Origin of the sequence: Kineococcus rhizosphaerae, assembly GCF_003002055.1 — a bacterium.
Classification (GTDB): Bacteria; Actinomycetota; Actinomycetes; order Actinomycetales; family Kineococcaceae; genus Kineococcus; species Kineococcus rhizosphaerae.
This window is the reverse complement of record NZ_PVZF01000002.1, coordinates 108,103-132,756: the sequence shown is the minus strand read 5'-3', so window position 1 is coordinate 132,756 and position 24,654 is coordinate 108,103. Positions and strand designations below refer to the sequence as shown.

Annotated in this window: 22 protein-coding genes; 3 read left to right on the top strand and 19 right to left on the bottom strand. The window is 74.1% G+C overall.

Annotation, left to right across the window (positions count from 1 at the left end):
• Positions 1–27 precede the first annotated feature (27 nt).
• Positions 28–342, bottom strand: a complete 315-nt coding sequence (locus tag CLV37_RS04875) for a putative quinol monooxygenase (protein WP_106207732.1) — start codon at positions 340–342, stop codon at positions 28–30.
• Between the two features lie 50 nt (positions 343–392).
• Here CLV37_RS04875 and CLV37_RS04870 point away from each other — a divergent pair, with 50 nt between their 5' ends.
• Positions 393–1,259 (top strand): VOC family protein, encoded by an 867-nt coding sequence (locus CLV37_RS04870; RefSeq protein WP_106207730.1) that lies wholly within the window; start codon positions 393–395, stop codon positions 1,257–1,259.
• On the opposite strand, the gene CLV37_RS04865 is transcribed toward CLV37_RS04870, so the two are convergent.
• From CLV37_RS04865 to CLV37_RS04820, 10 genes are all read right to left on the bottom strand, one after another.
• Positions 1,250–3,613, bottom strand: a complete 2,364-nt coding sequence (locus tag CLV37_RS04865; protein WP_106207728.1) for a beta-xylosidase/alpha-l-arabinosidase — start codon at positions 3,611–3,613, stop codon at positions 1,250–1,252. The two genes, CLV37_RS04870 and CLV37_RS04865, sit on opposite strands and share 10 nt — an antisense overlap.
• A 31-nt stretch (positions 3,614–3,644) precedes the next feature.
• A complete protein-coding gene (locus CLV37_RS04860) occupies positions 3,645–5,315 on the bottom strand; it encodes an IlvD/Edd family dehydratase (protein WP_425433608.1) in 1,671 nt (556 codons plus the stop codon).
• A 128-nt stretch (positions 5,316–5,443) separates the two neighbouring features.
• The gene (locus CLV37_RS04855; protein ID WP_106207726.1) at positions 5,444–6,220 is read right to left on the bottom strand and encodes an SDR family NAD(P)-dependent oxidoreductase; all 777 of its coding nucleotides are present in this window, start codon (positions 6,218–6,220) and stop codon (positions 5,444–5,446) included.
• Positions 6,217–7,365, bottom strand: coding sequence for a zinc-binding dehydrogenase (locus CLV37_RS04850; protein ID WP_106207724.1), 1,149 nt, complete (start codon positions 7,363–7,365; stop codon positions 6,217–6,219). The genes CLV37_RS04855 and CLV37_RS04850 overlap by 4 nt, the downstream gene beginning before the upstream one ends.
• Positions 7,362–7,757, bottom strand: coding sequence for a tautomerase family protein (locus CLV37_RS04845; RefSeq protein WP_146149298.1), 396 nt, complete (start codon positions 7,755–7,757; stop codon positions 7,362–7,364). The genes CLV37_RS04850 and CLV37_RS04845 overlap by 4 nt, the downstream gene beginning before the upstream one ends.
• Positions 7,757–8,854: a Gfo/Idh/MocA family protein gene (locus CLV37_RS04840; protein ID WP_106207720.1), complete on the bottom strand. Its 1,098-nt coding sequence runs from the start codon at positions 8,852–8,854 to the stop codon at positions 7,757–7,759. The genes CLV37_RS04845 and CLV37_RS04840 overlap by 1 nt, the downstream gene beginning before the upstream one ends.
• A complete protein-coding gene (locus CLV37_RS04835) occupies positions 8,851–9,825 on the bottom strand; it encodes an aldo/keto reductase (protein WP_211298399.1) in 975 nt (324 codons plus the stop codon). Before CLV37_RS04835 ends, CLV37_RS04840 begins: the two co-directional genes overlap by 4 nt.
• Positions 9,822–10,706, bottom strand: a complete 885-nt coding sequence (locus CLV37_RS04830) for a carbohydrate ABC transporter permease (RefSeq protein ID WP_106207718.1) — start codon at positions 10,704–10,706, stop codon at positions 9,822–9,824. The genes CLV37_RS04835 and CLV37_RS04830 overlap by 4 nt, the downstream gene beginning before the upstream one ends.
• Complete coding sequence (locus CLV37_RS04825; protein ID WP_106207716.1) at positions 10,703–11,653, bottom strand: carbohydrate ABC transporter permease; 951 nt, start codon at positions 11,651–11,653, stop codon at positions 10,703–10,705. The genes CLV37_RS04830 and CLV37_RS04825 overlap by 4 nt, the downstream gene beginning before the upstream one ends.
• A gap of 9 nt (positions 11,654–11,662) precedes the next feature.
• Positions 11,663–12,967, bottom strand: coding sequence for an ABC transporter substrate-binding protein (locus CLV37_RS04820; protein ID WP_170127060.1), 1,305 nt, complete (start codon positions 12,965–12,967; stop codon positions 11,663–11,665).
• 432 nt (positions 12,968–13,399) lie between these two features.
• On the opposite strand from CLV37_RS04820, the gene CLV37_RS04815 reads away from it, so the two are divergent.
• Positions 13,400–14,470, top strand: coding sequence for a LacI family DNA-binding transcriptional regulator (locus CLV37_RS04815; protein WP_106207712.1), 1,071 nt, complete (start codon positions 13,400–13,402; stop codon positions 14,468–14,470).
• A gap of 6 nt (positions 14,471–14,476) precedes the next feature.
• Here CLV37_RS04815 and sufU read toward each other — a convergent pair whose 3' ends face one another.
• The 5 genes from sufU to CLV37_RS04790 are packed head-to-tail and all read right to left on the bottom strand — an operon-like array spanning position 14,477 to position 19,486.
• Complete coding sequence (sufU, locus tag CLV37_RS04810) at positions 14,477–14,905, bottom strand: Fe-S cluster assembly sulfur transfer protein SufU (RefSeq protein ID WP_106207710.1); 429 nt, start codon at positions 14,903–14,905, stop codon at positions 14,477–14,479.
• A gap of 10 nt (positions 14,906–14,915) precedes the next feature.
• On the bottom strand, positions 14,916–16,250 hold the full coding sequence (locus CLV37_RS04805; protein ID WP_106207708.1) for a SufS family cysteine desulfurase: 1,335 nt from the start codon (positions 16,248–16,250) through the stop codon (positions 14,916–14,918).
• The gene (locus tag CLV37_RS04800) at positions 16,247–17,023 is read right to left on the bottom strand and encodes a DUF1684 domain-containing protein (RefSeq protein WP_106207706.1); all 777 of its coding nucleotides are present in this window, start codon (positions 17,021–17,023) and stop codon (positions 16,247–16,249) included. Before CLV37_RS04800 ends, CLV37_RS04805 begins: the two co-directional genes overlap by 4 nt.
• A gap of 10 nt (positions 17,024–17,033) precedes the next feature.
• A complete protein-coding gene (locus CLV37_RS04795; RefSeq protein ID WP_106207704.1) occupies positions 17,034–18,398 on the bottom strand; it encodes an NtaA/DmoA family FMN-dependent monooxygenase in 1,365 nt (454 codons plus the stop codon).
• Entirely contained in the window at positions 18,395–19,486 is a 1,092-nt protein-coding gene (locus CLV37_RS04790; protein ID WP_106207702.1) for an LLM class flavin-dependent oxidoreductase, read from the bottom strand. Before CLV37_RS04790 ends, CLV37_RS04795 begins: the two co-directional genes overlap by 4 nt.
• A gap of 260 nt (positions 19,487–19,746) precedes the next feature.
• Between CLV37_RS04790 and acs the strand changes: the two genes are divergently transcribed.
• Entirely contained in the window at positions 19,747–21,696 is a 1,950-nt protein-coding gene (gene acs / locus CLV37_RS04785) for an acetate--CoA ligase (RefSeq protein WP_245885253.1), read from the top strand.
• Positions 21,697–21,736: 40 nt separating this feature from the next.
• Here acs and CLV37_RS04780 read toward each other — a convergent pair whose 3' ends face one another.
• From CLV37_RS04780 to CLV37_RS04770, 3 genes are read right to left on the bottom strand one after another with little or no spacing between them, the layout of a single operon-like run.
• Complete coding sequence (locus CLV37_RS04780; protein ID WP_106207698.1) at positions 21,737–22,870, bottom strand: NAD(P)/FAD-dependent oxidoreductase; 1,134 nt, start codon at positions 22,868–22,870, stop codon at positions 21,737–21,739.
• A gap of 52 nt (positions 22,871–22,922) precedes the next feature.
• The gene (locus tag CLV37_RS04775; protein WP_106207696.1) at positions 22,923–23,942 is read right to left on the bottom strand and encodes a Gfo/Idh/MocA family protein; all 1,020 of its coding nucleotides are present in this window, start codon (positions 23,940–23,942) and stop codon (positions 22,923–22,925) included.
• Complete coding sequence (locus CLV37_RS04770) at positions 23,939–24,652, bottom strand: amino acid ABC transporter ATP-binding protein (RefSeq protein ID WP_211298452.1); 714 nt, start codon at positions 24,650–24,652, stop codon at positions 23,939–23,941. Before CLV37_RS04770 ends, CLV37_RS04775 begins: the two co-directional genes overlap by 4 nt.
• Positions 24,653–24,654 lie beyond the last annotated feature (2 nt).

Here is a 24,654-nt window from a genome sequence, read left to right as displayed (position 1 = left end):
AACTCCTTCGGGAGAGGGGTACCGGCCTCAGACCGGTGGGACGCGCGGGGCGTCCGGGACGGGCACGAGTTCCTCGACGCGCACGGCGGCGCGCAGGCCCGGGAGTTCGCGCAGGAAGCGCGCCATCGCGGGAGCGGCGTTGTGCCGCTCGTGCGCGGCGCGGTCGGCGTACACGGCGTACACCAGCCGCGCCAGGGGTTCGGTGTCGCTGGTGTGCGGCACGTAGAGGTGGGTCCCGGGTTCGGTGCGGACGGCGGGCAGCGCGGCGCCCAGCAGGGCGTCGAACCGCTGCGCCGCCGCGGCGTCGGGCAGGTCGAAACGGACGACGAGGGCGAGGGTCACGGGGTTCCTCCCGGGTTGCCGCCGGGGCGTCGTCGCGGTCTGGTGGGGCCATGCCCACCGCACCGGTCGAACTGCACCACGTCGAGATCGGGGTCCGTGACCTCGCCCGCAGCCTGGAGTTCCACGTCGACGTCCTGGGGTTGAGCCCCGCCCACCAGCGTTCCTGGGGACCACGGGAGGCCTGGCTCAGCGCCGGGTCCGGGCTCCTGCGGCTGGTCCGGGTCGAGGACGGGGACCTCGGCGGCTGGACGAGCGTGAACCACCAGGCGGGTTTCCGCCACGTCGGATTCACGGTGGCCGACGTGGACGCCTGGGCGCAGCGGCTGAGCCGGTCCGGGGTGGAGTTCGTCATCGCACCGATGACCGCCCTCGGCGGGGTGCGGATCGTGTTCTTCAGCGACCCCGACGGGGCGCTGGTCGAACTCGTGGCCGGCGAGCTGCGCCACACCGACGTCTGGGACGCCGACCTCGTCGCCGCGAGGGTCACGCACCCCGTCCCCGGGGACGGCGAGGACGACACCCCGGTGCTCGACCACGCCGCGACCACGGTGCGCGACTTGGACGAGGCGCTGTCGACGTACGCCGACGGCCTGGGGCTGGGCCGGCTCGGTCAGGTGCCGCACCCGGGCGACGAGCGCGGGTACGTGCGCAGCTACCTCGCGGCGGGACCGGGCGTGCTGGAGGTGTTCTCGTACGCTGTGGACCCGCTGCCGGCCGCCGCCGACGTCGACGTGCACCGGCTCGGGCTGCGGGTCCTCGCCCTGACCTGCCCCGACCCGGACGCGGCGTCCCGGGTCGTCACCGGGCACGGGGGCCGTCCCAGCGCCCTGAGCGGCCCGGGACGGCACGTCGTGGACCGCGACGGGCTCACCCTGCGGTTCCTGCCGGCGGGCTGGTCCCCCGCCGTTCACGGCTGACCCGCGACGGGCCGCACGTCGACCTGCACCACCCGGCGGTCGCCGGTCCCGACCTCGTGGACCGCACCGGTCAGCTCGACCACCGCGGTCAGGTCGGGGGTGGCGCAGTCGTGGCCGACGAACAGGTCGACCCGGCCGGGTTCGACGACGCGCACCACCCGGCGGTCGGAGAACGCCAGCCGCTGGGTCGGGACGTCGAGGGTGACCTCGGCGCTCGCCCCGGCGGCCAGCTCGACGCGGGCGTAGCCGAGCAGCTGGACGACGGGGCGGGTGATCGAGGCGACGGGGTCGCTGCCGTAGAGCTGCACGACGTGCGCCCCGGCGCGGTCGCCGGTGTTGGTGACCGTGACGGTGGTGACGATCGCGCCGTCGGTCGGCACCTCGGCCGCGGCCAGCCGCAGGTCGGAGTGCGTGAACGTCGTGTACGACAGGCCGTGCCCGAAGGGCCGCACAGGCGCGGTGTCGATGTTCGAGACCGGGCTCGCCGCGCCCAGCCTGGGGTGCAGGTAGCTGTACGGCTGGGCGCCGACCGAACGGGGCAGCGACACCGGCAGGCGCCCGGAGGGGTTCACCCGACCGGACAGGACCCCGGCGATCGCCCCGCCGCCCTCCTGGCCGGGGAAGAACGCCTGCACGACGGCGGCGCACCGCTGCAGGGCCCAGTCCACGGCGTAGGGGCGGCCGGTGAGCAGCACGAGGACGACGGGGGTGCCGGTGTCCAGCAGCGCCTCGACGAAGGGGCGCTGCACGCCGGGCAGTTCCAGCGACTCCGCGTCGCAGCCCTCCCCGGAGGTGCCGCGCCCGAACAACCCGGCGCGGTCCCCGACGACGGCGACGCAGACGTCGGAGGCCGCCGCCGCGGCGACGGCGTCCGCGAAACCGCCGGTGTCGTCGGTGTCCACGTCGGCGCCGCGGACGTGGGTCGTGCGCGCGGCGCCGGCGAACTCGGCGCCGAGGGCGGCCAGGACGGAGTCGACGTCGAGTCCGAGCTCCACACCGGGGTGCTGGGCCAGCACGTGGTTGGCGAAGCTGTAGCAGCCGAACAGGGCCGAGGTGTCGTCGGCGTTGGGCCCGACGACGCCGATCCGCAGGGGTTCGTCCCGGGCCGCGGTTCGCAGCGGCAGGGTGCCGTCGTTGGACAGCAGGACGATCGACTCCTCGGCCAGCGTCCGGGCCAGGGCGCGGTGCTGCGGGGGGTCGAGGTCGACGCGGTCGGGGTCGATCCCGGCGGCGGGGTCGTAGTCGGGGTCCAGCAGACCGAGTTCGGCCTTCTGGCGCAGCACCCGGCGCAGGGCGCGGTCCACGAGGGCCTCGTCCACCTGCCCGGCGCGGACCAGGTCGGCCAGCGGGGTCAGGTAGGTGACGCCGGTGGGCAGTTCCACGTCGATGCCGGCGGTCAGGGCCTGCGCGGCGGCGTCGGCGGGAGACCCCGCGACCCCGTGCAGGCGTTCCAGGAACGCCACGGAGAAGTAGTCCGCCACCACGGTGCCGGTGAAACCCCACCGCTCGCGCAGCAGGTCGGTGAGCAACGACGCGTCGGCGGCGACGGGGACCCCGTCGACCTCGGTGTAGGAGTTCATGACCGACCGGGCCCCCGCGTCGAGGACGGCCATCTCGAACGGCGGCAGCAGGACGTCGGTGAGTTCGCGCGGCCCGGCGTGGACGGGGGCCAGGTTGCGTCCGGCGCGGGAGTTCGAGTACCCGACGAAGTGCTTCAGCGTGGCGATCACCCCGGTCGACTGCACGCCCCGCACGTAGGCCGCCGCGATCGTCCCCACGACGTAGGGGTCCTCGCTGATGCACTCCTCGACCCGGCCCCAGCGCGCGTCGCGGACGACGTCCAGCACGGGGGCCAGGCCCTGGTGGACGCCGAGGCTGCGCATCGAGGAACCGATCGCGGCCCCGACCTCCTGCACGAGCTCGGGGTGGAAGCTGGCCCCCCAGGACAGCGGGGCCGGGAACGTCGTCGCCTTCCAGGCGGCCAGTCCGGTCAGGCACTCCTCGTGCACCAGGGCGGGGACGCCCAGCCGGGTGTTCTCCTGCAGCCAGCGCTGCTTGGCGATCAGGGCGCGCGTCTGGTCGGAGGGTTCGACGGGGGTCGTGCCGAAGACCCGGGTGAGCTGGCCCAGCCCCTGACCGGCGAACCCCTCGAGGCTGTCCACCGCGACCTGCATGGTGTCCTGCATCGGGGCCACCGCCGCCCCCTCACCGCCGCCCTCGCCGTCGCTGTCGGTGTCCCCACGGCCCTCCCAGAGGCCGACGAGCTGGGCGAGCTTCTCCTCCAGCGTCATGGCGGCCAGGAGCTCCTCGACCCGGTCCCCGGGGCGGGTGGACGGTTCGGTCGCGTGGTCCATGGTGGTTCCTCCGTGCTCGGGTGGTCGTTCGTCAGTGCGAGTCTCGCGGCACGGCGCTGCCGCGCGCACCCACCAGGAAGTCCAGGTCGGCGCCCTCGTCGGCCTGCAGGACGTGCCGCGCGTACAGCCAGGGCCAGCCCCCCTCGGGCGCGTCGGCGCTCTGGCGCCAGGAGGGTTCGCGGGCGGCGAGCTCGGCGTCGCTCAGCTGCACGTCCAGCCGCCGGGCGGGGACGTCGAGGGCGATGACGTCCCCGGTGCGCAGCAGGCCGAGCGGACCGCCGAGCGCTGCCTCGGGCGCCACGTGCAGGACCACGGCCCCGAACCCGGTGCCGCTCATCCGGCCGTCGCTGATGCGCACCATGTCGCTCACCCCGGCGCGCAGCAGCTTGGCCGGCAGCGGGACGTTGGAGACCTCCGGCATGCCCGGGTAACCGCGCGGCCCGGCGCCGCGCACGACGATGACGTCGTCGGCGGTGATGTCGAGGTCCTCGTCGTCGCAGACCGCGTGGTAGGCCTCGGGCGAGTCGAACACCACGGCGCGGCCGGTGTGCTGCAACAGGTGCGGCGAGGCCGCCGACTGCTTCAGGACGGCGCCGCGCGGGCACAGGTTGCCGCGCAGGACCGCGGTCCCGGACCCCGCCGGCTGCAGCGGGGTGTCGAACCCGCGGATGACCTCGCGGTTCCAGCACTCGGCGTCGGCGACGAGCTCGCCCAGCGGCCGGCCCGTGACGGTGACCTGGCCGGTGTTCAGCAGGCCGTGCTCGGCGAGGTCGCGCAGGACCGCGGGCAGGCCCCCGGCGTAGCAGAAGTCCTCCATGAGGAACCGGCCCGACGGCATGAGGTCGACGATCGTGGGCACGTCGCGGGCGAGGGTGTCGAAGTCCTCCAGCGCGAGGTCGACGCCGAGGCGGCCGGCGAGGGCGAGCAGGTGCACGATCGCGTTGGTGGACCCCCCGATCGCGGCGGTCGCCCGGATCGCGTTCTCGAACGCGCCGCGCGTCATGATCGCGCTGGGGCGCAGGTCCTCCTCGACCATCGCGACGATCCGCTGGCCGGCGGCCTGGGCGACCTCGTCGCGGCGGGCGTCGACGGCGGGCCAGGCGGCCGAACCGGGCAGCTGCATCCCCAGGGCCTCCGCGACGCAGGCCATCGTCGAGGCGGTGCCCATGGTCATGCAGTGGCCGGCTGACCGGGCCATGCACCCCTCGGCGACGGCCCCCTCCTGAGCGCTCATGCGCCCGGCCTTCATCTCGGCCTCGAAGCGCCACACGTGGGTCCCCGACCCGACGTCCTGGCCGCGGAACTTGCCGTTGAGCATGGGCCCGCCGGTCACCACGATCGTGGGCAGGTCGACGCTGGCCGCCCCCATGAGGAGCGCGGGGGTGGTCTTGTCGCAGCCGGAGAGCAGCACCACCCCGTCGAGGGGGTTGCCCCGGATGAGTTCCTCGGCCTGCATCGCCATGAGGTTGCGGTACAGCATCGCCGTGGGGCGGATCAGGGTCTCCCCGGTCGACATCACCGGGAACACCAGGGGGAAACCCCCGGCCATCCAGACCCCGCGCTTGACGGCCTCGGCGACGCGGTCGAGGTGGGCGTTGCACGGGGACAGTTCGGACCAGGTGGTGGCGATCCCGATGACGGGCCGGCCGTCGAACACGTCCGCTCCGTACCCCTGGTTGCGCAACCAGGAGCGGTAGAGCATGCCCGAGCGCCCGGTGGCCCCGAACCAGGCCCGGCTGCGCCGCGGGGTCGCGCCGTCCTGCGTCGTGTCCTGCGTCGTGTCCTGCGTCGTGTCCTGCGTCGTGTCCTGCGTCGTGTCCTGCACGTCGTTCACATCCAGCCTCCGTCGACGATCCAGTTCTGTCCGGTGCAGGCGGCGCTGTCCTCGGCGGCCAGCCACAGCACCAGGCGGGCGACGTCCGCGGGCTGCACCCGCCGGGCCAGCGCCTGTTCGCGGTCGAGGGTGGCCTCGGCCTCGGCGTCGACGTGGTGCTCGAGCTGCCGGGCGGTCATGACCCAGCCGGGGATCACGCAGTTCACCCGGACCGCGTCGGCGCCCAGTTCGATCGCCAGCGCGCGCGTCAGACCCTCCACGGCCGCCTTGGCCGTGCGGTACACGACGAGGTCGCGCAGCTTCACGTGCGTGCTGATCGACCCCAGGTTCACCACCGATCCCCCGCCGGCGGCCCGCAGCGCGGGCGCGAGGGCCTGGACGGCGAAGAACTGGTGGTCCAGGTTCACCCGGAACCCCGCGTCCCAGGCCGCCGGGTCGACGCCCGTGCTGGCGTGGCGGGTGTCGTCGGCGGCGTTGTTCACCAGGACGCCCACCGAGCCCAGGTCCGCCGCGAGGCCGCGCAGGACCTCCTGGTAACCGGCGAGGTCGCGGACGTCGGCGCGGCGGAACTCCGGGCGCGGGTGACCGGCCGCCGCGACCGCCTCGACCAGCGCGCGGCCGGCGTCCTCCTGCACGTCGACGAACCCGACCCGGGCGCCCTGGGCGGCGAACTCGGTGACGAACTGCGCGCCGAGTCCGGTGGCTCCCCCGCTGACCACCACCCCCGCACCGCGCAGGCTGGGGTAGGTGGCGTAGCGGTCCGTGGCGTTCACGCGGCGACCGCCGCGGGGGGCCCGGGCAGGACCACGGCCCGGCCGACGGCTCCGGCCCGCAACGCGTCGTAGGCGTCGGCGGTCTCCTCCAGGGGGTACGTCGCCCCCAGCAGGTCCTCCAGCGGCAGCCGCCCGGCCCGGTGCAGGGCCAGCAGCCGGGGCAGGTCGACGGGCGGGTTCGCCGACCCGTACAGGCTGCCCACGAGCCGCTTCTGCTGCTGCACGAGTTCGTTGACGGGGACGGCGACGGTCGCCGTCGCCGAGGACAGGCCCACGGCCACGACCGTCCCGCCGGGGCGCACGGCCGAGAACGCCTGGGCCAGCGTCGCGGGGTTCCCGACGGCCTCCACCGCCACGTCGGCGCCCCCGCGCGTCACCTCCTGCACGGCCTCGACGACCTCGGCCGCCTCCAGCCCGGAGGCGTCGACGGTGTGGGTGGCCCCCAGCCGGCGGGCGAGGGCGAGCTTGTCCGCGCTGACGTCGACCACGACCACGGGCCCGGCTCCGACGAGGGCGGCCCCCATGACGGCGGACAGCCCCACCCCGCCGGCACCGACGACGAGCAGCGGACGGCCCGCGAGGGAGCCGTCGGCGGCGGCGACGTTGACGACGGCTCCCACGCCGGTGACCACGGCGCAGCCCGCGACCGCGGCCAGGGTGGGGGCGACGTCGTCGGGCAGGGCGACGACGGCGCGCCGGGACACGACGGCGCGTTCGGCGAAGCAGGACACCCCGAGGAAGTGGTGCAGCTGCTCACCGCCGCGGCGCAGGCGGCTGGTGCCGTCCATCAGCCCGCCACTGCGGGCCTGCACGCGGCCGTACACGCACATGACCGGCCGGCCCGTGACGCAGGGCTCGCACTGCCCGCAGCGCGGGCGCCAGGTGAAGGCGACCCGCTGCCCGACGCGCACGGCGTCGGGGCCGCCGGCCTCGCCGGGTCCGACCTCCTCGACGACCCCGGTGCCCTCGTGGCCCAGGACGATCGGCAGCGGGCAGCCGATGTCGCCGCTGACGTAGTGCAGCTCGGTGTGGCACACCCCGGCCGCCTCGACGCGCACCAGCAGTTCCCCCGGTCCTGGGCCGTCGAGCTCGACGTCCTCGACCTCGGGGCGGGTGCCGGGCGCGCGCAGGACGAGCGCCCTCACGGGGTGGCGCTCGCGTCGTCCCCGGAGTCGTCCCCCGAGCGGCCGACGTACCAGTCCTCCCCGCCGTTCTCGGTGACGGCCAGGAACACGTCGTCGGGGCGGACCCCGGCCGCCTCCAGCCGGGTGGCGATCGCGGCGAACGTCGCCTTCTTCACCTCGGTGGAGTACCCGCGGACCATGAGCACCTGCAGGAACACCACGTCGCGGCGAGAGCCGCCCATGAAGTGCGGGTCGAAGGAGAAGTCCTGCGCGGGCAGGGCCCGCAGGATCTGGAACCTGTCCTGCGCAGGCATGCCCAGCCCCTCGACGAGACCCTCGTGGACGGCGTCGCCGATGGCGCGGCGCAGCTCGACGGAGGTGGTGTCGGGCAGGTCGATGCGGACGAGGGGCATCAGGCCCACACCTCCTTCGCGACGCGCACGTCGGTGCCGGTGGCCGCCGAGGTGCCCATGGCCAGGGCGATGGCGTGGTCCTGGCAGGCCTGCGCCAGCGGGTACGGCTCCGGCCCCTCCCCCCGCGCCCAGGCGCCGGTGTCGGCGAGGATCTGGGCCACGGCGATGTCGTCCTCCGACATCCGGGTGCCCGCCCAGGCGTTGCGGTACACGACCTGCCCGTCGAAGCTCACGGTGTCGAGGTCGACGCCCTCGAGGTTCATGTCCACCCCGCGACGGCGGTAGGACAACGGCGAGGTGACGGGGCTGGTGGGGTCGACCATGCGCGTCACGGCGTCGTCGACGATCTCGCCGATCGAGCCGCGCACGACGATGCGCCGGGCCCGCAGCGGGTTCCACCACTGGTTGTCGCTGAAGTCGTAGAGCGCTGACCTCCCGCCGAAGTCGAGGGTGGCCAGGACGTTCGCGCGCGGTCGCGGCGTCGCCCCGGTGTCCCAGCCGCCGAAGCTGAGCGGGTCCACGAGCGGGGCGGTGAAGCTGCGGGCGTTGACGACGACCTCGTCCATGTCGACGCCGAGCAGACCGCGGATGAGCGAGACCGCGTGGTACATGTGCGTGGAGGACAGCTGCACCTGGGTGGGTTCGCCGATGACCCCGGCCCGCACCAGCGCCAGGCGCGCCGCGTGGCCGGGCATCAGCAGGTACTGCTCGGCGACCTGCACGCGGCCGCCGGCGCCGACGTCGTTCCACAGCGAGCGCAGCCCGTCGAGGTCGGGGGCCGGCGGGGTCTCGGCGAGCGTGGCGATCCCGGCCGCCTCCAGCTCGCGGACGGTGATCGGCATCTGCGCCCACGGCACCGAGGCGATGACGAAGTCGGGGCGGTCGCTGCGGACCAGCTCGTCGACCGTGCGGACGGTCGGCACCGCCCAGCGGTCGGTGAGGCGCTGACCGCTCTCGGCGCTGCGGGTCACGACGCCGACGGCGCGCAGCCGGTCGGGCGCGGCCTGAGCCAGGCGCAGGAAGAACTCCGAGCGCCAGCCGCTGCCGATGACGGCGAACGTCGTGGGTCTCGCGGGCGTGGTGGCGGTGGTGGTCACGGAAGCCAGTGCTCCTTCGGCGGGACGAGGTCGGCGAGTTCGGTCCAGAGCTCGTCGGGGACGGGGTGGGCGGCCAGGGCCAGGGTCTGGTCCAGCCGCTCCGGTCGGGAGGACCCGACCACGGTGGAGGTCGTGCGCGGTTCGCGCAACGAGTCCTGCAGCGCGGCCGCGGCCAGCGGGACGCCGTGGCGGGCGCAGGCGGCCTCGATCCGCTCGGCCGCGCGCAGGACCTCGGGGGACGCCGGGGCGTAGCAGTACCGGGGCACCGCGGCCGGGCCCTTGGCCAGGATCCCGCCGCCGAAGGGGGCCCCGTTGAGGAAGGCGGTGCCGCTGGCCGCGCAGTCCGCCAGCAGCGGTTCGGCCGAGCGGTCCAGCAGCGTCCACCGGTTGTGGTTCAGCACGACGGAGAAGTGCCCGGTGCCGACGAACCGGCGCAGCAGGTCCACGGTGCCGCCGGCGACGCCGAGGTGCCCGACCAGTCCTTCGGCGACGAGTTCGCGCATGACGTCGACGGGCCCGCCGGGGGCGGTGGCGGCCTCGAACCCGATCCGCTCGGGATCGTGCAGGTGCAGCAGCGGCAGGTGGTCCAGCCCGAGCCGTTCCAGGCTCTCGGCGACCGAGGCCCGCACCCGCGGACCGTCGAACGGGCCGCCGTCCAGCGGGTCCACCTTGGTGGCCAGCAGGATGCCGTCGGGGACACCGCCCAGTTCGCGCAGGACGGTGCCCAGCCGGCGCTCGGACGAGCCGTAGCCGTTGGAGGTGTCGACGAACGTCAGGGGTCCGGCGAACGCACGCCGGGCCGTGGCCAGGGCCTGCTCCTCGGGGACGGCGCTGTAGACGTTCGTCATGTCGCCCAGCTCGGCGGTGCCCACGCACAACCCGGTGACCTCGAACCCGGTGCGGCCCAGAGAGCGCGGCGTCAGGACGTCGACGCCGGTGCCGGTGCCGGTGCCGGGGTGCTGCGCGCTCACGCCTTCACCGCCCCGGCGGTGAGGCCGGCGACGAACCAGCGCTGGAACACCACGTAGGCGACGACCATGGGCAGCGCGGTGAGCGTCATGGTGGCCGTCAGCGCGGGCCAGTTCGTGCCGTACTGGCTGATGAGGGAGTTCGCGACCGGCTGGATCGGGCGCGAGGCGGGGTCGGAGACCAGCGCGCTGGCGAACAGCAGCTCGTTCCAGACGCTGATCATCTGGAAGATCGCCACGGTCGCGATGCCGGGGGCCGACAGCGGGAGCATGACCCGCCAGAAGATCTGCAGCTCGCTGGCCCCGTCGAGCCGGGCGGCCTCGCTGAGCTCGTTCGGCAGGGCGTCGAAGAACGTCCGCATGAGGAACAGCGAGAACGAGACCCCACCGGCGGTGTAGACGAGGATCAGGCCGAGCCGGCTGCCCAGCAGGCCGAAGCTCTGCAGTTCCAGGTAGACGGGGATGAGGGTCGCCACCCCGGGCAGGAACAGCGCACTGGTGACCACGAAGAACAGCAGGTTCCGCGCCGTGAACCCGATGCGGGAGAACGCGTACCCGGCCAGGGTCGCGGCGGCGATGGTCAGGGCCAGGGTGACGCCGGTGATGAGGACGGAGTTGAGGAAGTTCCGCCAGATCTGCAGGTCGTTCCACGCGAACGCGTACCCGGCGCCGGAGAACTCGTCCGGGACGATGGGCCCGGAGAAGGCGGTGGCCTGCGGCCGGATCGAGGTGAGGACCATGTAGAGCAGCGGGGCGACGGCGGCCGCGGCGACGACGCCCATGACGGCGTGCCACAGGACGCGCCGGCCGACCGAGGCCGCGGTGCGGGGCGCTCGGGTGCCCACCGCGACCGGCTGCGGGCGGTGCAGGGCCTGGGTGCTCACTGTTCTCCCTTCCGGAAGCGGTAGAGCAGGACCGTCGCCACGCCGGCGACGAGGAACACGACGACGCTGATGGCGGAGCCGTAGGCGAAGGAGGGGACCCCGCCGGTGGAGGAGCCGAACGTCAGCAGGTACGTGTAGCTGCTGAGGGACTCCGAGGCGTGCAGCGGGCCGCCGTTGGCCATGACGAAGTTGAGGTCGAACACCTTCAGCCCGCTGAGAACGTTGAGCATGACGACGACCTCGACGACGGGGCGCAGCATGGGCACGGTGATGCTCCACGCCTCCCGGAACGGGCCGGCCCCGTCGACGCGGGCGCTCTCGGAGATCGCCGGGTCCACGTTGCCCAGGGCCGCGTAGAAGATGAGCATGAACAGGCCGGTGGACTGCCACAGCGAGACGACGATGACGGTGGGCAGCACGGTGGCCGTGTCCCCGAGCCAGGCGTGCTGCAGCGCGCCGAGGCCGACGGCCTCCAGGGCCCGGTTGAACACCCCGAAGACGGGGGTCAGGCCGATGCGCCACAGCAGTCCGGTGACGGTCAGGGACACCGCGGCGGGCAGGAACAGCAGCGTCCGGTAGACGACGGCGCTGCGGCGCGGGCCGGCGTGGACGACGAGGGCCAGCAGCAGCGAGAGCACCGTCTGCAGGACCGTGGTCACGACGGTGTAGACCACCGTGACCACCGCCGCCTGGCGGAAGATGGGGTCGGTGAGCATGACCCCGTAGTTGTGCAGCCCGCCGAACGACGAACCGCCGAAACCGTCGGAGGTGGTCAGCGACAGCCAGAACGTCCGCAGGACGGGGTAGGCGATGAAGACGCCGAAGAACACGACGGCCGGGGCGGTGAACAGCAGACCCGTGGGGGTCGACCAGCCGGTGAGGGGCCGCGACCGGCGGCGCCGACCGGGCGCCGCGGCCGGGGCCTGCGCGGGGGTGGTGGTCGTCATCGGGCCCGCTCAGATCTTCCGCGCCTGGACCACGGCCGCCTCGATGGCCTTGGCCGCCTGCGCGGGGGTCGCCGAGCCGTTGACGACCGAGACGACCCCGTTGGTGACCGAGTCCAGCGTCCCCTTGCCGAACATGATGTGCGGGGCGCCCTCGCCGTCGAGCAGCCAGGACGTCATGGTCTTGATGTCCGAGCTGCTGACCCCGTCGGCGGCGGCCTCGGTGCTGGGCATGGAGAACGTGTCGTTCATCATCTTCAGGTACCGGGCGGGGTCGTAGAGGTACTTGAGGAAGTCGACGGCGGCGTCCTGGTTCTTCGAGCCGGAACTGACCGCCCACGTGTAGCCGGCCTGGTTGGCGCACCAGTGCTTGCCGCCCGGCTTCACCGTCGGCGTCTTGGCGATGCCGTACTGGGTGAGGAACTCCGGCGGGGCGGTGGTCTGCAGGGACGGCGGGAAGAACGACCCGGTGAACAGCATCGCCGCCTTGCCGCTGGTGAAGGTGCTGTTGGCGGTGTCGCTGTCGGTGGCCAGGACCCCGGAGGAGAACACCCCGGCGTCGGTGAGCTGCTTGACGATCGTCAGCGCCTGCACGACCGGTTCGCTGTCCCAGCTGACGCCCTTCTTCTCGTGGGTGTCGAGGTCCAGCACGACCTGGGGGTCGTCGGTGATCTGCGTGATGATCGGCAGCATGAAGTCCGACAGCTGGTTCGAGGGGTTGCCCTGGATGGACATGGGCACCAGACCGGCGGCGTTGATCTTCGGGGCCATCGCGGCCAGGTCGTCCCAGGTCTCGGGGGGCGTCAGGCCCAACTGCGCCATGAGCGTGGTGTTGTGGAACAGGCCGAAGGTCTGGGCGGCCCAGCCGACGGCGTACTGCCCGTCCTGGTAGACGTTCTCCTCGTTGGTGGAGGGGAAGAACCCGTCGAGGAAGTCGGCGCCGAGGGCCTTGCGCAGGTCGATGGTGCGCTCGGCCTGAGCCAGGGCCAGCGTGGAGACCAGCGGCATGAAGATGTCGCCCTCCTCCTTGGCCGCCAGGGCCGCCTGCAGCGAGGGGGCGTAGTTGGCGAAGCTCCAGTAGCGGGGCTTCACGGTGACGTTCGGGTGCAACTGGTGGTACTCGTCGGCGGCGGTCGCGAAGGCGTCCTCGAACTCCGAGGCCCACGTCCACAGGCCGAGCGTGACGTTCCCGCCCCCGCCACCGCTGTCGTCCGACCCGCAGGCGGCCAGGACCGGGGCGGCGCTCGCCGCCGCGCCCAGGGCCAGCAGGTTGCGGCGGCTCAGACGGGTCCGGGAAGGGGCAGAGGTCTCGTGCACGGTGTCCTCCATCGGGTGGGTGCCCCGGCACGTCCACGTGCGGGGCCGGGCCCGGCGGCGCGGGGCCGGCCGGTGCGTGCGGGGCGGAGCGGGTGCTGGTGCTCGGGGTGGATGGGGCGGGGATCACCCGCCACGGCCCACCGTCGGTGTCGCGGCGTCGTCGCGGCGTCTTCGCAAACTTTCGCAAGCTCGACGGGACACGACGCTAAACCCGCTGTCGCGAAACCGTCAAGACCCTCGCCTCGGGCAAGCATCTCGTTCCAGATAGGGGACTTTTGCCGTTTCGCGACGTACGGTGGACTTTCGCAAAACAGGTCTCCAGCAGCTGGCGACGTCGCCGGTGGACCCCTCAGCGGGTCCACCGCCCCCGCTCGACGGGGCTGGGATGATCCAGGTGGGGGCACCGTGCCCCCCAGGGCTCGAGGGGGTTCCGTGACCGACGCAGCAGGGCGCCGTCGCCCGACGCTGACCGCCATCGCCACGGAGGCGGGAGTGTCCACGGCGACGGTCTCGAAGGTGCTCAACGGCCGCGACGACGTCGGTGCGCGCACGCGCGCGCAGATCGAGCGGCTGCTGGTGGAGCACGACTACCTGCCGGTCGTCCCGCGCCGGCCCGCGGCGCAGCGCCGCCCCGCGGGCTCGCACCGCACCATCGGCCTGATCTTCGACGACTTCATGAGCCCGTACGCCACCGAGCTCATCCGCGGGGTCACCGACGCCGGGACGGCCGTCGACGCCGACGTGGTCGTCGGCCGCTTCTCGGACGGGTCGGCCGGGACCGACGGGGCGCAGTGGGCCCAGCGGCTGCTGAAGGCCGGACGGGACGGGGTCCTGGTGGTGACCTCGGACCTCACGGCGCAGCAGACCTCCGGCTTCTCCGAGGTGGACCTGCCGCTGGTGGTCGTCGACCCGGTCCACACGCCGCAGTCGAGCGTCGCCAGCGTCGGGGCCACGAACTGGACCGGTGGCCTCAGCGCCACCGAGCACCTGATCTCCCTGGGCCACCGGCGCATCGCCCACCTCGGCGGCCCGGCGCGGGCGGCCATCAGCCAGGCCCGGCTGCACGGGTACCGGGCGGCCATGGAGAACGCCGGGCTGCCCGTCGACCCGCGGCTCGTCGTGGACGGCGGTTTCGGGTTCGAGGCGGGCCTGGAACTGGCCGGGCGCCTGCTCGACTCCGGCGAACCGCCGACGGCGATCTTCGCCGTCACCGACGTGTGCGCCCTCGGGGTGGTCCAGGCCGCCCACCGCCGCGGGCTGCGCGTGCCGGAGGACCTGTCGGTCGTCGGGTTCGACAACACCTACCTGGCGCCGTGGCTGACCCCCGCCCTGACGACCGTCCACACGCCGCTGCAGGAGATGGGCCGCTACGCCCTGCAGATGCTGCTGCGCCTGGTGGACGGGGAGACCGTCGAGCCGCACCACGTCGAGCTGGCCACCGAGCTCGTCGTGCGCGACTCCAGCGGGCCACCCCCCGGGTCCGTCCCGGAGGCTGCGGGCTGAGGGCTCTCAGGCCGGGGCGGTGCGCAGCAGCGCGTCGGCCAGCGCCGACCAGCTGAGCAGCGCGCACTTCACCCGCGCCGGGTACTTCGCCACGCCCGCGAACGCGACGGCGTCGCCGAGCACCTCCTCGTCCCCGGTGTCCTCACCGCGGCTGGTCAGCATGTGCTGCACGGCGTCGCGCACCTCGCCGACCGCCACGACGGGCTGCCCGACGACGAGGTCGTGCAGCACCGAGGCCGAGGCCCGGCTGATGGAGCAGCCCACCGCGTCGTAGGAGACGTCGGTGACCACCTCGTCCTCGACCTGCACCCGCAGGGTGATCTCGTCCCCGCACGTGGGGTTCACGTGGTGGGCCTGCGCGCCGAACGGCGCGCGCAGGCCCTCGCCGTGCGGGCGCTTGGAGTGCTCGATGATCAGCTGCTGGTACAGGTCCACGGCACCATTCTCACGCGAAGAGGTCGCGGGCCCGGTGCAGCCCCCGCAGCACGGCGTCCACGTCGGAGGGCTGGTTGTAGGGCCCGAAGCTCACGCGGGTGCTCGCCGCGACGCCGAACCGGCGGTGCAGCGGCCACGCGCAGTGGTGCCCCACGCGGACGGCGACGCCCTCGTCGTCGAGCAGCTGCCCGACGTCGTGGGCGTGCACGTCCTCGACCACGAAGGACACCAGCCCCACGCGGTCGGCGGCGTCGAGGGGCCCGAGGACCCGCACCCACGGCAGCGCGGCGAGCTCGCGCAGCAGGAGGCCGGTCAGCGACCGTTCGTGGGCCTCGACCCGGGCCAGGCCCGTGCCGTCCGGACCCAGTCCGCGCAGGTACTCCACGGCCGCGTGCAACCCGACGGCCTGCGCCGTCATCGGGACCCCCGCCTCGAACTTCTGCGGCGCGGGGGCGTACGTCGAGCGCTCCATCCGCACGAGCTCGATCATCGAACCGCCCGTGAGGAACGGAGGCATCGCGGCGAGGAGTTCCGAGCGCCCCCACAGGACGCCGATCCCCGACGGGCCGAGCATCTTGTGCCCGGAGAACGCGGCGAGGTCGACGCCGAGGGAGGGCAGGTCGACGGGCAGGTGCGGGACCGACTGGCAGGCGTCGAGGACGACGAGCGCCCCGACGGCCCTCGCCGCGGCCGCGAGCACCTCGACGGGGGCGATGCCGCCGAGGACGTTGGACGCGTGCGCGAACGCGACGACCTTCGTCCGGTCGGTGACGAGGGAGGGCAGCGTCGACAGGTCCAGGACGCCCTCCTCGGTGACGGGGATCCAGCGCAGGACGGCGCCGGTGCGCGCGCACAGCTCCTGCCAGGGGACGAGGTTGGCGTGGTGCTCGGCCTCGGTGACCAGGATCTCGTCGCCCTCGGCGAGCACGAACCGCGGGTCGACCGCCTGTCCGTCGGGGGCCGAGCCACGGGCGGCGTAGGCCGTCGTCGTGCTGAAGGCGTGCGCGACGAGGTTCAGCGACTCGGTCGCGTTCTTGGTGAACACGACCTCGTACGCAGGGGCGCCCACGAACGCTGCGATGGCGGCGCGGGCGGCCTCGAAGTCGTCCGTGGCCTCCTCGGCGAGCTGGTGCGCGCCGCGGTGCACGGCCGCGTTGTGCTGCGTGTAGAAGGCCCGTTCGGCGTCCAGGACCGCGAGCGGCTTCTGCGACGTCGCCCCCGAGTCCAGGTACACCAGAGGCTTCCCCGAGCGCGTCGAGCGCCCCAGGATGGGGAAGTCGGCGCGCAGGGCGGCGAGTTCGACGGCGGAGAAGCCGGCGAGGACGGCGTGGTCGGCAGAGGTCAACGGGGGTCCTTCTCCCCCGCGGCCACGGGGACGGTCAGCCGGTTCTCGACCGGCGGGATCGGGCAGGTCGCGTGGTCGGTGAACGCGCACGGCAGGTTCTGCGTGCGGTTGAGGTCCAGGACGAAACGGCCGGGGACCTCGGGGACCTTCACCGACCGGGTGGTGCCGGTCGTCGTGACGCCGCTGGTGGCGTCGGTGAACAGCACGGTACCGCCCTGGAACACCGTCAGCTGCTGCGGGCCGTCGAGCTCGAACCGCACGACGCCGACGGCCCGGTAGTGGTGCTCCAGCCCGTCCTTGACCGCCCCCACCACGGCCTCCCGGGCGGCGTCGAACGGCTCGAACTCGGCGTCCAGGACGTACTCGTCGGAGAAGTCGAAGACCGGCACCCCGGTGAACGCGGCCAGGGCCGGGGCCTTCGGGTCGCGCACGCGCAGGGCGTGCGACCCGGTGCGCTGGATGACCTCCACCCGCAGGTCGCCGATCTCGACGAGCTTGCCGGGGGCCCCCTCGACCGTCTCGATCGTCACGGTGCCGTCGACGAGGGCTCCCTCGGCGACGATCCCGTCGGCGGCGGTGGCGGTGACGGTGACGCCACCGGGCACCGAGGCCCAGGTTCCGGGCAGGCCCTCGACGGGTGCGGGGTCGGCACCGAGCCAGTTCAGGCTCGTCAGGCTCAGCCAGCCGTGGGGCGTGCTCAGGTCGGCGGTCCGGGCGGCGCGCCAGGCGTCGAACTCGGTGCGGGCGGTGGTGACGTCGAGCGTGGTGGTCACGGTGGTCTCCTCAGGCGGTGGCGCGGACGGACGGGACGGCGTGCGGGTGCTGCAGGCCGAGGTGGTCGCGCAGCGTCTGCCCGGCGTACTCGGTGCGGTAGCTGCCGCGTTCCTGCAGCAGCGGGACGACCTTCTCGACGAACTCGTCGAGACCGGCCGGGGTGAGGTGCGGGACGAGGATGAACCCGTCGCAGGCGTCGGCCTGGACGTACTCGTCGATCTCGGCGGCGACCTGCTCGGGCGTGCCGACGAACTGCTGGCGGCCGGTGACCTCGACGACGAGTTCGCGCGCGGTCCAGCCGTTCGCCGCCGCGAGCTCGCGCCAGGTGCGGGCGGTCTCGCGGGGGTCCTTCGTCATCCGGGTGCGGCCCTGAGCGATGTCGGAGGTGACCTCGGGTTCGAAGGCCGGCAGCGGGCCGGAGGGGTCGAAGCCGGTGAGGTCGCGGCCCCAGACCTGCTCCAGGAACGCGACGGCCTGTTCGGGGCCGACCTGCAGGAAGCGGATCTCCCGCGCGTTCTCCTTCGCCTCCTCCAGCGTGTCGCCCAGGACGAACGTGGCTCCGGGCAGGATCTTCAGCTCGTCCCCGGACCGGCCGTTGCGCACCGCGCGCGCCCGCATGTCAGCCGTGAACCGCACCCCCGCCTCGAGGGTGCCGTGCATCGTGAAGATGGCGTCGGCGTACGTGGCGCCGAACTCGCGGCCGGCGTCGGAGTCGCCGGCCTGGAACAGGACCGGGTGCCCCTGCGGGCTGCGCGGCAGCAGTCCCGGGCCGCGGACGTCGAACTGCGCGCCGTGGTGCTCTACCTCGGTGATCCCGCGCGCGAAGACCCCCGTCGCGGGGTCGGCGACGAGCGCGTCCGGCGCCCAGGAGTCCCAGAACTCCCGTGCGACGTCGAGGACCTCGCGGGCGCGCACGTACCGGTCGGCGTGCGCCAGGTACCCCCCGCGGCGGAAGTTCTCCCCGGTGAACGCGTCGGAGCTCGTGACGACGTTCCACGCGGCGCGGCCGCCGGAGAGGTGGTCGAGGGAGGCGAACTGCCGGGCGACCTCGGCGGCCTCGTTGAACGTCGCGTTGATCGTCCCGGCCAGCCCGAGGTGGGTGGTCACCGAGGCCAGCGAGTTCAGCACGGTCAGGGTGTCGGGACGGCCGACGACGTCGAGGTCGTGGATCCTCCCGCGCTGCTCGCGCAGCCGCAGCCCCTCGGCGAGGAAGAAGAAGTCCATGAGCCCGCGCTCGGCGGTGCGGGCCAGGTGCTCGAAGGAGGAGAAGTCGACCTGGCTGCCCGCGCGCGGGTCGCGCCAGACGGTCGTGTTGTTGACGCCCGGGAAGTGGGCGCCGAGGTGGACCTGACGCTTGCTCGCACGCTGGGTCATCGGGTCGCCTCCACGGCGTAGCGGCTGGCGGGTCGGGGCAGGCCGAAGCGGTCGCGCAGGGTCCGGCCGGTGAACGGTTCCCGGCCCAGGTGCGGGACCACGTCGGAGGCGACGAGGTCGAGGGTCGCGGGCAGGTCCAGCGGGACGAGCACGGCCCCGCCGACGCCCTGCGGGAGGTCGCGCAGCAGCTCGACCAGCGAGGCGGGGGTCCCGACGTGGCGCAGCGCGCGGGGGCCGTGGCCGGGGCTCAGCTCGTCGAGGTGGGCGGCGACGTCCTGCGCCTCGGAGGCGTCGCGGCGCAGCAGCACCTCCACGTCCAGCAGCACGGTCCCCTCCAGGCCCGCGGCCCACCGGGTGGCCGTCGGCACGTCGTGGGCCTCCAGCCGGGCCACGTCGGCGTGGGCCGCGGCGACGGCCAGGGACGGCTCGTCGCGCACGGGGACGATGACGAGCGGCTGGCCCTGCGGCGAGCGCGGCGTGATCGACGGTCCCTTGACCGAGAAGTTCTCCCCGGCGAAGTCGACGTAGTGCAGCTTGTCGCGGTCGACGAACCGGCCGGTGGCCAGGTCCTTGACGACGGCGTCGTCCTCCCAGGAGTCCCAGAGCCGGCGCACGACCTCGACCGTCTCGGCGGCTTCGCGCCACAGGACCTCCGGCGCGGCGGCCGCCTTGCGCCCGAACAGGTCGGCTTCGGCGGGCGTGGTGGACACCTCGACCTGCCAGCCCGCGCGGCCACGGCTGGTGAAGTCCAGCGTCGCGACGGCCTTCTGGGTGTGGAAGGGCTCGGTGTGCGTCGTGGTGACCACCGGGACCAGCCCGGTCCGCCGGGTCAGCGGTGCGAGGTTGGCCGTGACGGCGACGGCGTCCAGGCGGCCGCGCTGGTCCCTGTCGTCGGAGGAGCCAAGGCGGAAGGAGTCCGGGACGACGAGCAGGTCGAGGTCGGCGGCGTCGACGGTCTCGGCCAGGCGGCGCCAGTGGGCGGCGGTGAACAGCTCGGCGGGCCGGGCGCCGGGCAGCCGCCAGGCGGCGGGGTGGCGGCCGGCGGCGTCGAGCTCGACACCGATCGTGACGCCGATCTGCGTGGACACGGGTGGGACCCCCTCGGGACTGACGAGACCTGCCGGCGCGCTCGGTGCAGCGCCCGGTGACGCCCGGGTGTTCCCGGGCGCGGGAGGTGCGGGTCAGCGACAGGCGGCGGAGCGGGTGCGGCACAGGTCCACGTGCCGGCGCTGGACGGCGAAGAAGTGCCGCCCTCTGGTCTCCACGGGCCGAGGGTACGGCGCAGCTACCCTGGCGACCAAGCCGGCCACGGGCCGGCCGCCCCGCTCCCCCGCCCGTGAGGACCCCCGTGACCAGCACCCCTGCGCCCGAGCTCGTCTTCGCCCCTTCGCCCGAGTTCGCCGCCCAGGCCAACGTCGGCGCCGGGGAGCACGCCCGCGCCGCGGCCGACCCCGAGGCGTTCTGGGCCGAGCAGGCCCGCCGGCTGCAGTGGGACGAGCCGTTCCACACCGTGTTCGACGGCTCGACGCTGCCGACGGCGCAGTGGTTCACCGGTGGGAAGCTCAACGTCGCGGTGAACTGCGTGGACCGGCACGTGGCCGCCGGCCGCGGGGACAAGGTCGCGCTGCACTGGGAGGGCGAGCCGGGCGACTCGCGCACCACCACGTACGCGCAGCTGAAGGACGAGGTCTGCCGGCTGGCGAACGCCCTGGAGGAGCTCGGCGTCGGGCACGGCGACCGCGTGGTGCTCTACCTGCCCGTGCTGCCGGAGACGATCGTCGCGACGATGGCCTGCGCCCGCATCGGCGCCGTCGTCTCGCTGGTGTTCGGGGGTTTCTCCGCCGAGGCGCTGCGCTTCCGCGTGGAGGACACCGAGGCCAAGCTCCTCGTCTGCACCGACGGGCAGTTCCGCCGCGGCCACGCCGTCGCCGTCAAGGGTGCCGCCGACGCCGCCGTCGCCGGCCTGGACCACGTCGAGCACGTCCTCGTCCTGCGCCGCACCGGCGAGGCGACCCCCGACTTCCCGTGGACCCCGGGCCGCGACGTGTGGTGGCACGAACTCGTCGACCGCCAGCCGGCCGAGCACACCGCGCCGAGCTTCGACGCCGAGAACCCGCTGTTCATCATCTACACCTCCGGCACGACGGGGAAGCCCAAGGGCCTGGTCCACACCAGCGGCGGCTACCTGACCCACACGTCGTGGTCGCACTGGGCGGTGTTCGACGTCAAGGACGACGACGTGTACTGGTGCCAGGCCGACCTGGCGTGGGTGACGGCGCACTCGTACGAGATGTACGGGCCGCTGTCCAACGGCGTGACGCAGGTGATCTACGAGGGGTCCCCGCTGACCCCGCACCCGGGCCGGCACTTCGAGGTCATCGAGAAGTACGGCGTGACGATCTACTACACCGCCCCGACGCTGGTGCGGACGTTCATGAAGCACGGTCCGGAACTGCCCGCGCGGTTCGACCTGTCGTCGCTGCGGCTGCTGGGGTCCGTCGGGGAGGCCATCAACCCCGAGGCGTGGACGTGGTTGCACCGCAACGTCGGGGGTGGGCGCTGCCCCATCGTCGACACGTGGTGGCAGTCCGAGACGGGTGCCGCGGTCATCGCCCCCCTGCCGGGTGTCACGGCACTGAAACCCGGCTCCGGGACGGTCCCGCTGCCGGGGTTGTCGGCCACCGTCGTCGACGAGGCCGGGAACGAGACGGCCCCCGGCGAGACGGGTGTCCTCGTCATCACGAAACCCTGGCCCGGCATGGCCCGCACCGTGTGGCGCGACCACGCCCGGTTCGTCAAGAGCTACTGGGAACCGTACGCGGCGCAGGGCTGGTACCTCGCCGGGGACGCGGCGACCAAGGACGCCGACGGGTACGTCTGGATCGGCGGCCGCATCGACGACGTGCTGAACGTCTCGGGACACCGGTTGTCGAGCATCGAACTGGAGTCGGCCCTCGTCTCGCACCCGCGGGTCGCCGAGGCCGCGGTCGTCGGCGCTCCCGACGACACCACCGGTCAGCGGATCGTGGCGTTCGTCATCCTGCGCGGCGAGGGCGTCGACGGCGACCTCGCGCGGGAACTGCAGGCCCACGTCGCGCACGAGATCGGGCCCGTCGCCAAACCCCGCGACGTCGTCGTCGTCCCGGACCTGCCCAAGACGCGCTCGGGGAAGATCATGCGCCGGTTGATGGCCGACCTGACCGCCGGCCGCGGCGGCGGGGACGTGACGTCGCTGCAGGACGAGACCGCGCTGGCCGCGGTCGAGACGGCCTGGGCGCAGTACGTGGCCTCCCGCTGAGACCCTCCCTCCCCGTGCCCGGCACGGGGAGGGGACGTCCTCAGGCGCGGGCGCCGAAGCGGCCGGGGCGGAAGGCCGCCAGCAGCGGGTTCGGCTGCCCGGTGAGCACCTCGCGGGCGGTGAACTCCCCCAGGACCAGGCCCAGGGTGGCGCCGCTGTGGGTGAACAGGACGTGCAGGCCCTCGACGCCGTCCACGGCACCGGCGACGGGTTCACCGTCGCCGGGGATGGGTTTGCGGCCCACGCCGTAGCCGTCGAGCGCCAGCTCGGGGTGGCCGGCCAGGACGGCCGAGGCCTCGGCGAGCAGACCCTCCAGCGTGCTGTCCTTGACCTCGTAGTCGCCCTCGCGGTGGATGACGACCTCCTCCTCCGACCAGGCCGAGTCCAGCACCAGCACCCCGCCGGGGGCCGGGCGCACCGCGACGCGCGGGGTGTTGAGGACCGCGCGCAGGGCCACCTCGACGGGTTTCGTGCGCAGCAGCAGGGAGACCGGGGAGTCGTCGGGGACGGTGAGGCCGAGGTCGGCCAGGTCGCGCGGGACCCACGGGCCGGTCGCCAGCACGACGGCGTCGGCGGCGAAGGTGGCTCCGGAGTCCGTCGTGACGCCGGTGACGCGACCGCCCTCGACGACGGGGTGGGCCCGGCCGGTCCCGGTCTGCAGGCGGCCGCCCGCGGCGCGGAACCCCTCCAGGAGCACCCCGGCGGCCAGTGGCAGGTCCACCCAGCCCTCACCGGGGTTGAAGACCGCGCCCTCGGCGGCCACGGCGGCCGGGTCCACGCCGGGGGTCCAGGCGGCGATCTCCTCCGGCGCCAGCCACACCGAGTCGTAGCCGATGGCCAGCTCGTGGGCGTGCCGCGCGCGGAAGCTCTCCCCCGGCGCCGCCCACGTCAGGCCGCCGTCGAAGCGCAGACCGTCCCGCAGGCCCTGCTCGTGGCCGTGGCGGGCGGCGAAGGTGTGCCAGCGGTCGATGCCGACGGTGCGCAGCAGGTGGTAGGCGTCGCTGCGGGCGCCGGCGGAGTTCAGCCACGACAGCGACCGGCCGCTGGCCCCGGAGGCGACGTCGGCCTCGGTGACGAGGTCGACGGACGCCCCGGCGCGGGCCAGGTGGGCGGCCGTGGAGACGCCGAGGATGCCGGCGCCGACGACGACGACCCGGGCGGTGGAGGTGCTCATGGTTCTCTCTTCCGATCGTGGAGCGGGGGTTTCGGAGCGGAGCGGGGCGGGCTCAGGCGGCCGCGCGCACCCGGTCCAGGACGTCGAGGACGGCGACGGCGTCGGCGGGCTCGACCGGCAGCGGGCCGCCGCGCAGCAGGCTGTCGGCCAGCCCGCGGTAGAAGGCGGCGTAGTCGCCGGGCGCCACGGGGACCTCGGCCGGGGCGTCGACGGTCCCGCCGCGGGCCGGGGCACCGCGCACCCCGTACCCGGGGGTGCCGGGGACGAGCCCGGCCGCGAGCTGCTGCTCCTGGGGGTCCAGACCCTCGACGGCGACGGCACCGCGCTCGCCGAGCACGTGGAACCGCGGGCCGGGCAGCGCCGCGACGGCGCTCATCCACAGGTGGGAGCGGACCCCGCTGCGGTGGTGCAGGGCGACGAAGGCGTCGTCCTCGGGGCCGGGCCCGGGCCGGCGCCGGTCCAGCTCGGCGGTGACGGAGTCCACGGGGCCGAACAGCTGCAGGGCCTGGTCGACGAGGTGGGTGCCGAGGTCGGCGAGGATCCCGCCGCCGTCGGCCACGGGGGCGTCCATCTTCCACGCCTTGCCCCCGGCCGGTTCCCACCACGTGAAGCGCGAGGTGAAGCGGTGCACCCGGCCCAGGGCGCCCTCGGCCACCAGCCGGCGCAGGGTCAGGAAGTCCCCGTCCCAGCGGCGGTTCTGGAACACCGTCAACGGCGTCCCGGTGGCGCCCGCCACGTCGAGCAGCTTCCGGGCGCCGGCCGCGTCGACGGCCAGGGGTTTGTCGACGACCGTGGCCAGCCCCGCCTGCAGCGCGCGGGTGGCGAGGTCGACGTGGGTGGCCGGCGGGGAGGCGAGCACGACGAGGTCGAGCTCGCCGCGGCGGGCCCAGACCTCCTCGGGCGAGGCCACCACGGCCACGCCCGGCAGGGCGGTGCGCGCGGCGGCCGCGCGGGCGGGGTCGCGGGTGACGACGACGTCCACGGAGAACTCCGGGTCGGCGGCCAGCAGCGGGCCGTGGAACACCGCCCCGGCGGTCCCCCAGCCGACGACGGCGGTGCGCAGCGCGCTCACAGGACCTCCGCCAGGAAGCGGCGCAGGCGCTCGCTGCGGGGCTGCTCGAACAGCTGAGCGGGCGGTCCGGCCTCGACGACGCGGCCCTCGTCCATGAAGACGACCTGGTCGGCGACGCGGCGCGCGAACCCCATCTCGTGGGTCACGACGACCATCGTCATGCCCTGCCGGCCCAGGGTCGCCATGAGGTTCAGGACGCCCTTGACCAGCTCGGGGTCCAGGGCGCTGGTCACCTCGTCGAAGAGCATGACCTCGGGGTCCATCGCCAGCGCGCGGGCGATGGCGACGCGCTGCTGCTGGCCGCCGGACAGGTCGCGCGGACGGTGGTCGGTGCGCTCGGCCAGTCCCACCTCGGCGAGGCGGGCGTGGGCGCGGCGCAGGGCCTCGGCCCGCGGGACGCCGGCGACGGTGCGGGGGGCCAGCGCCACGTTCTCCAGGGCGGTGTGGTCGGGGAACAGGTTGAAGTGCTGGAACACCATGCCGATGCGCCGGCGCAGCCGGTCGGGGTGCTGGCCCCGGGTGCTGGTGCCGGCGAGCAGGACGTCGCCGCCGCTGGGTTCGTGCAGCCGGTTGATCCCGCGCAGCAGGGTCGACTTGCCCGATCCCGACGGGCCGATGACGCAGGTGGTGCTGCCGGCGGGCACGGAGAACGTCACCCCGCGCACGACCTCGACGGGGCCGTAGGACAGCCGCACGTCGCGCAGGTCCAGGG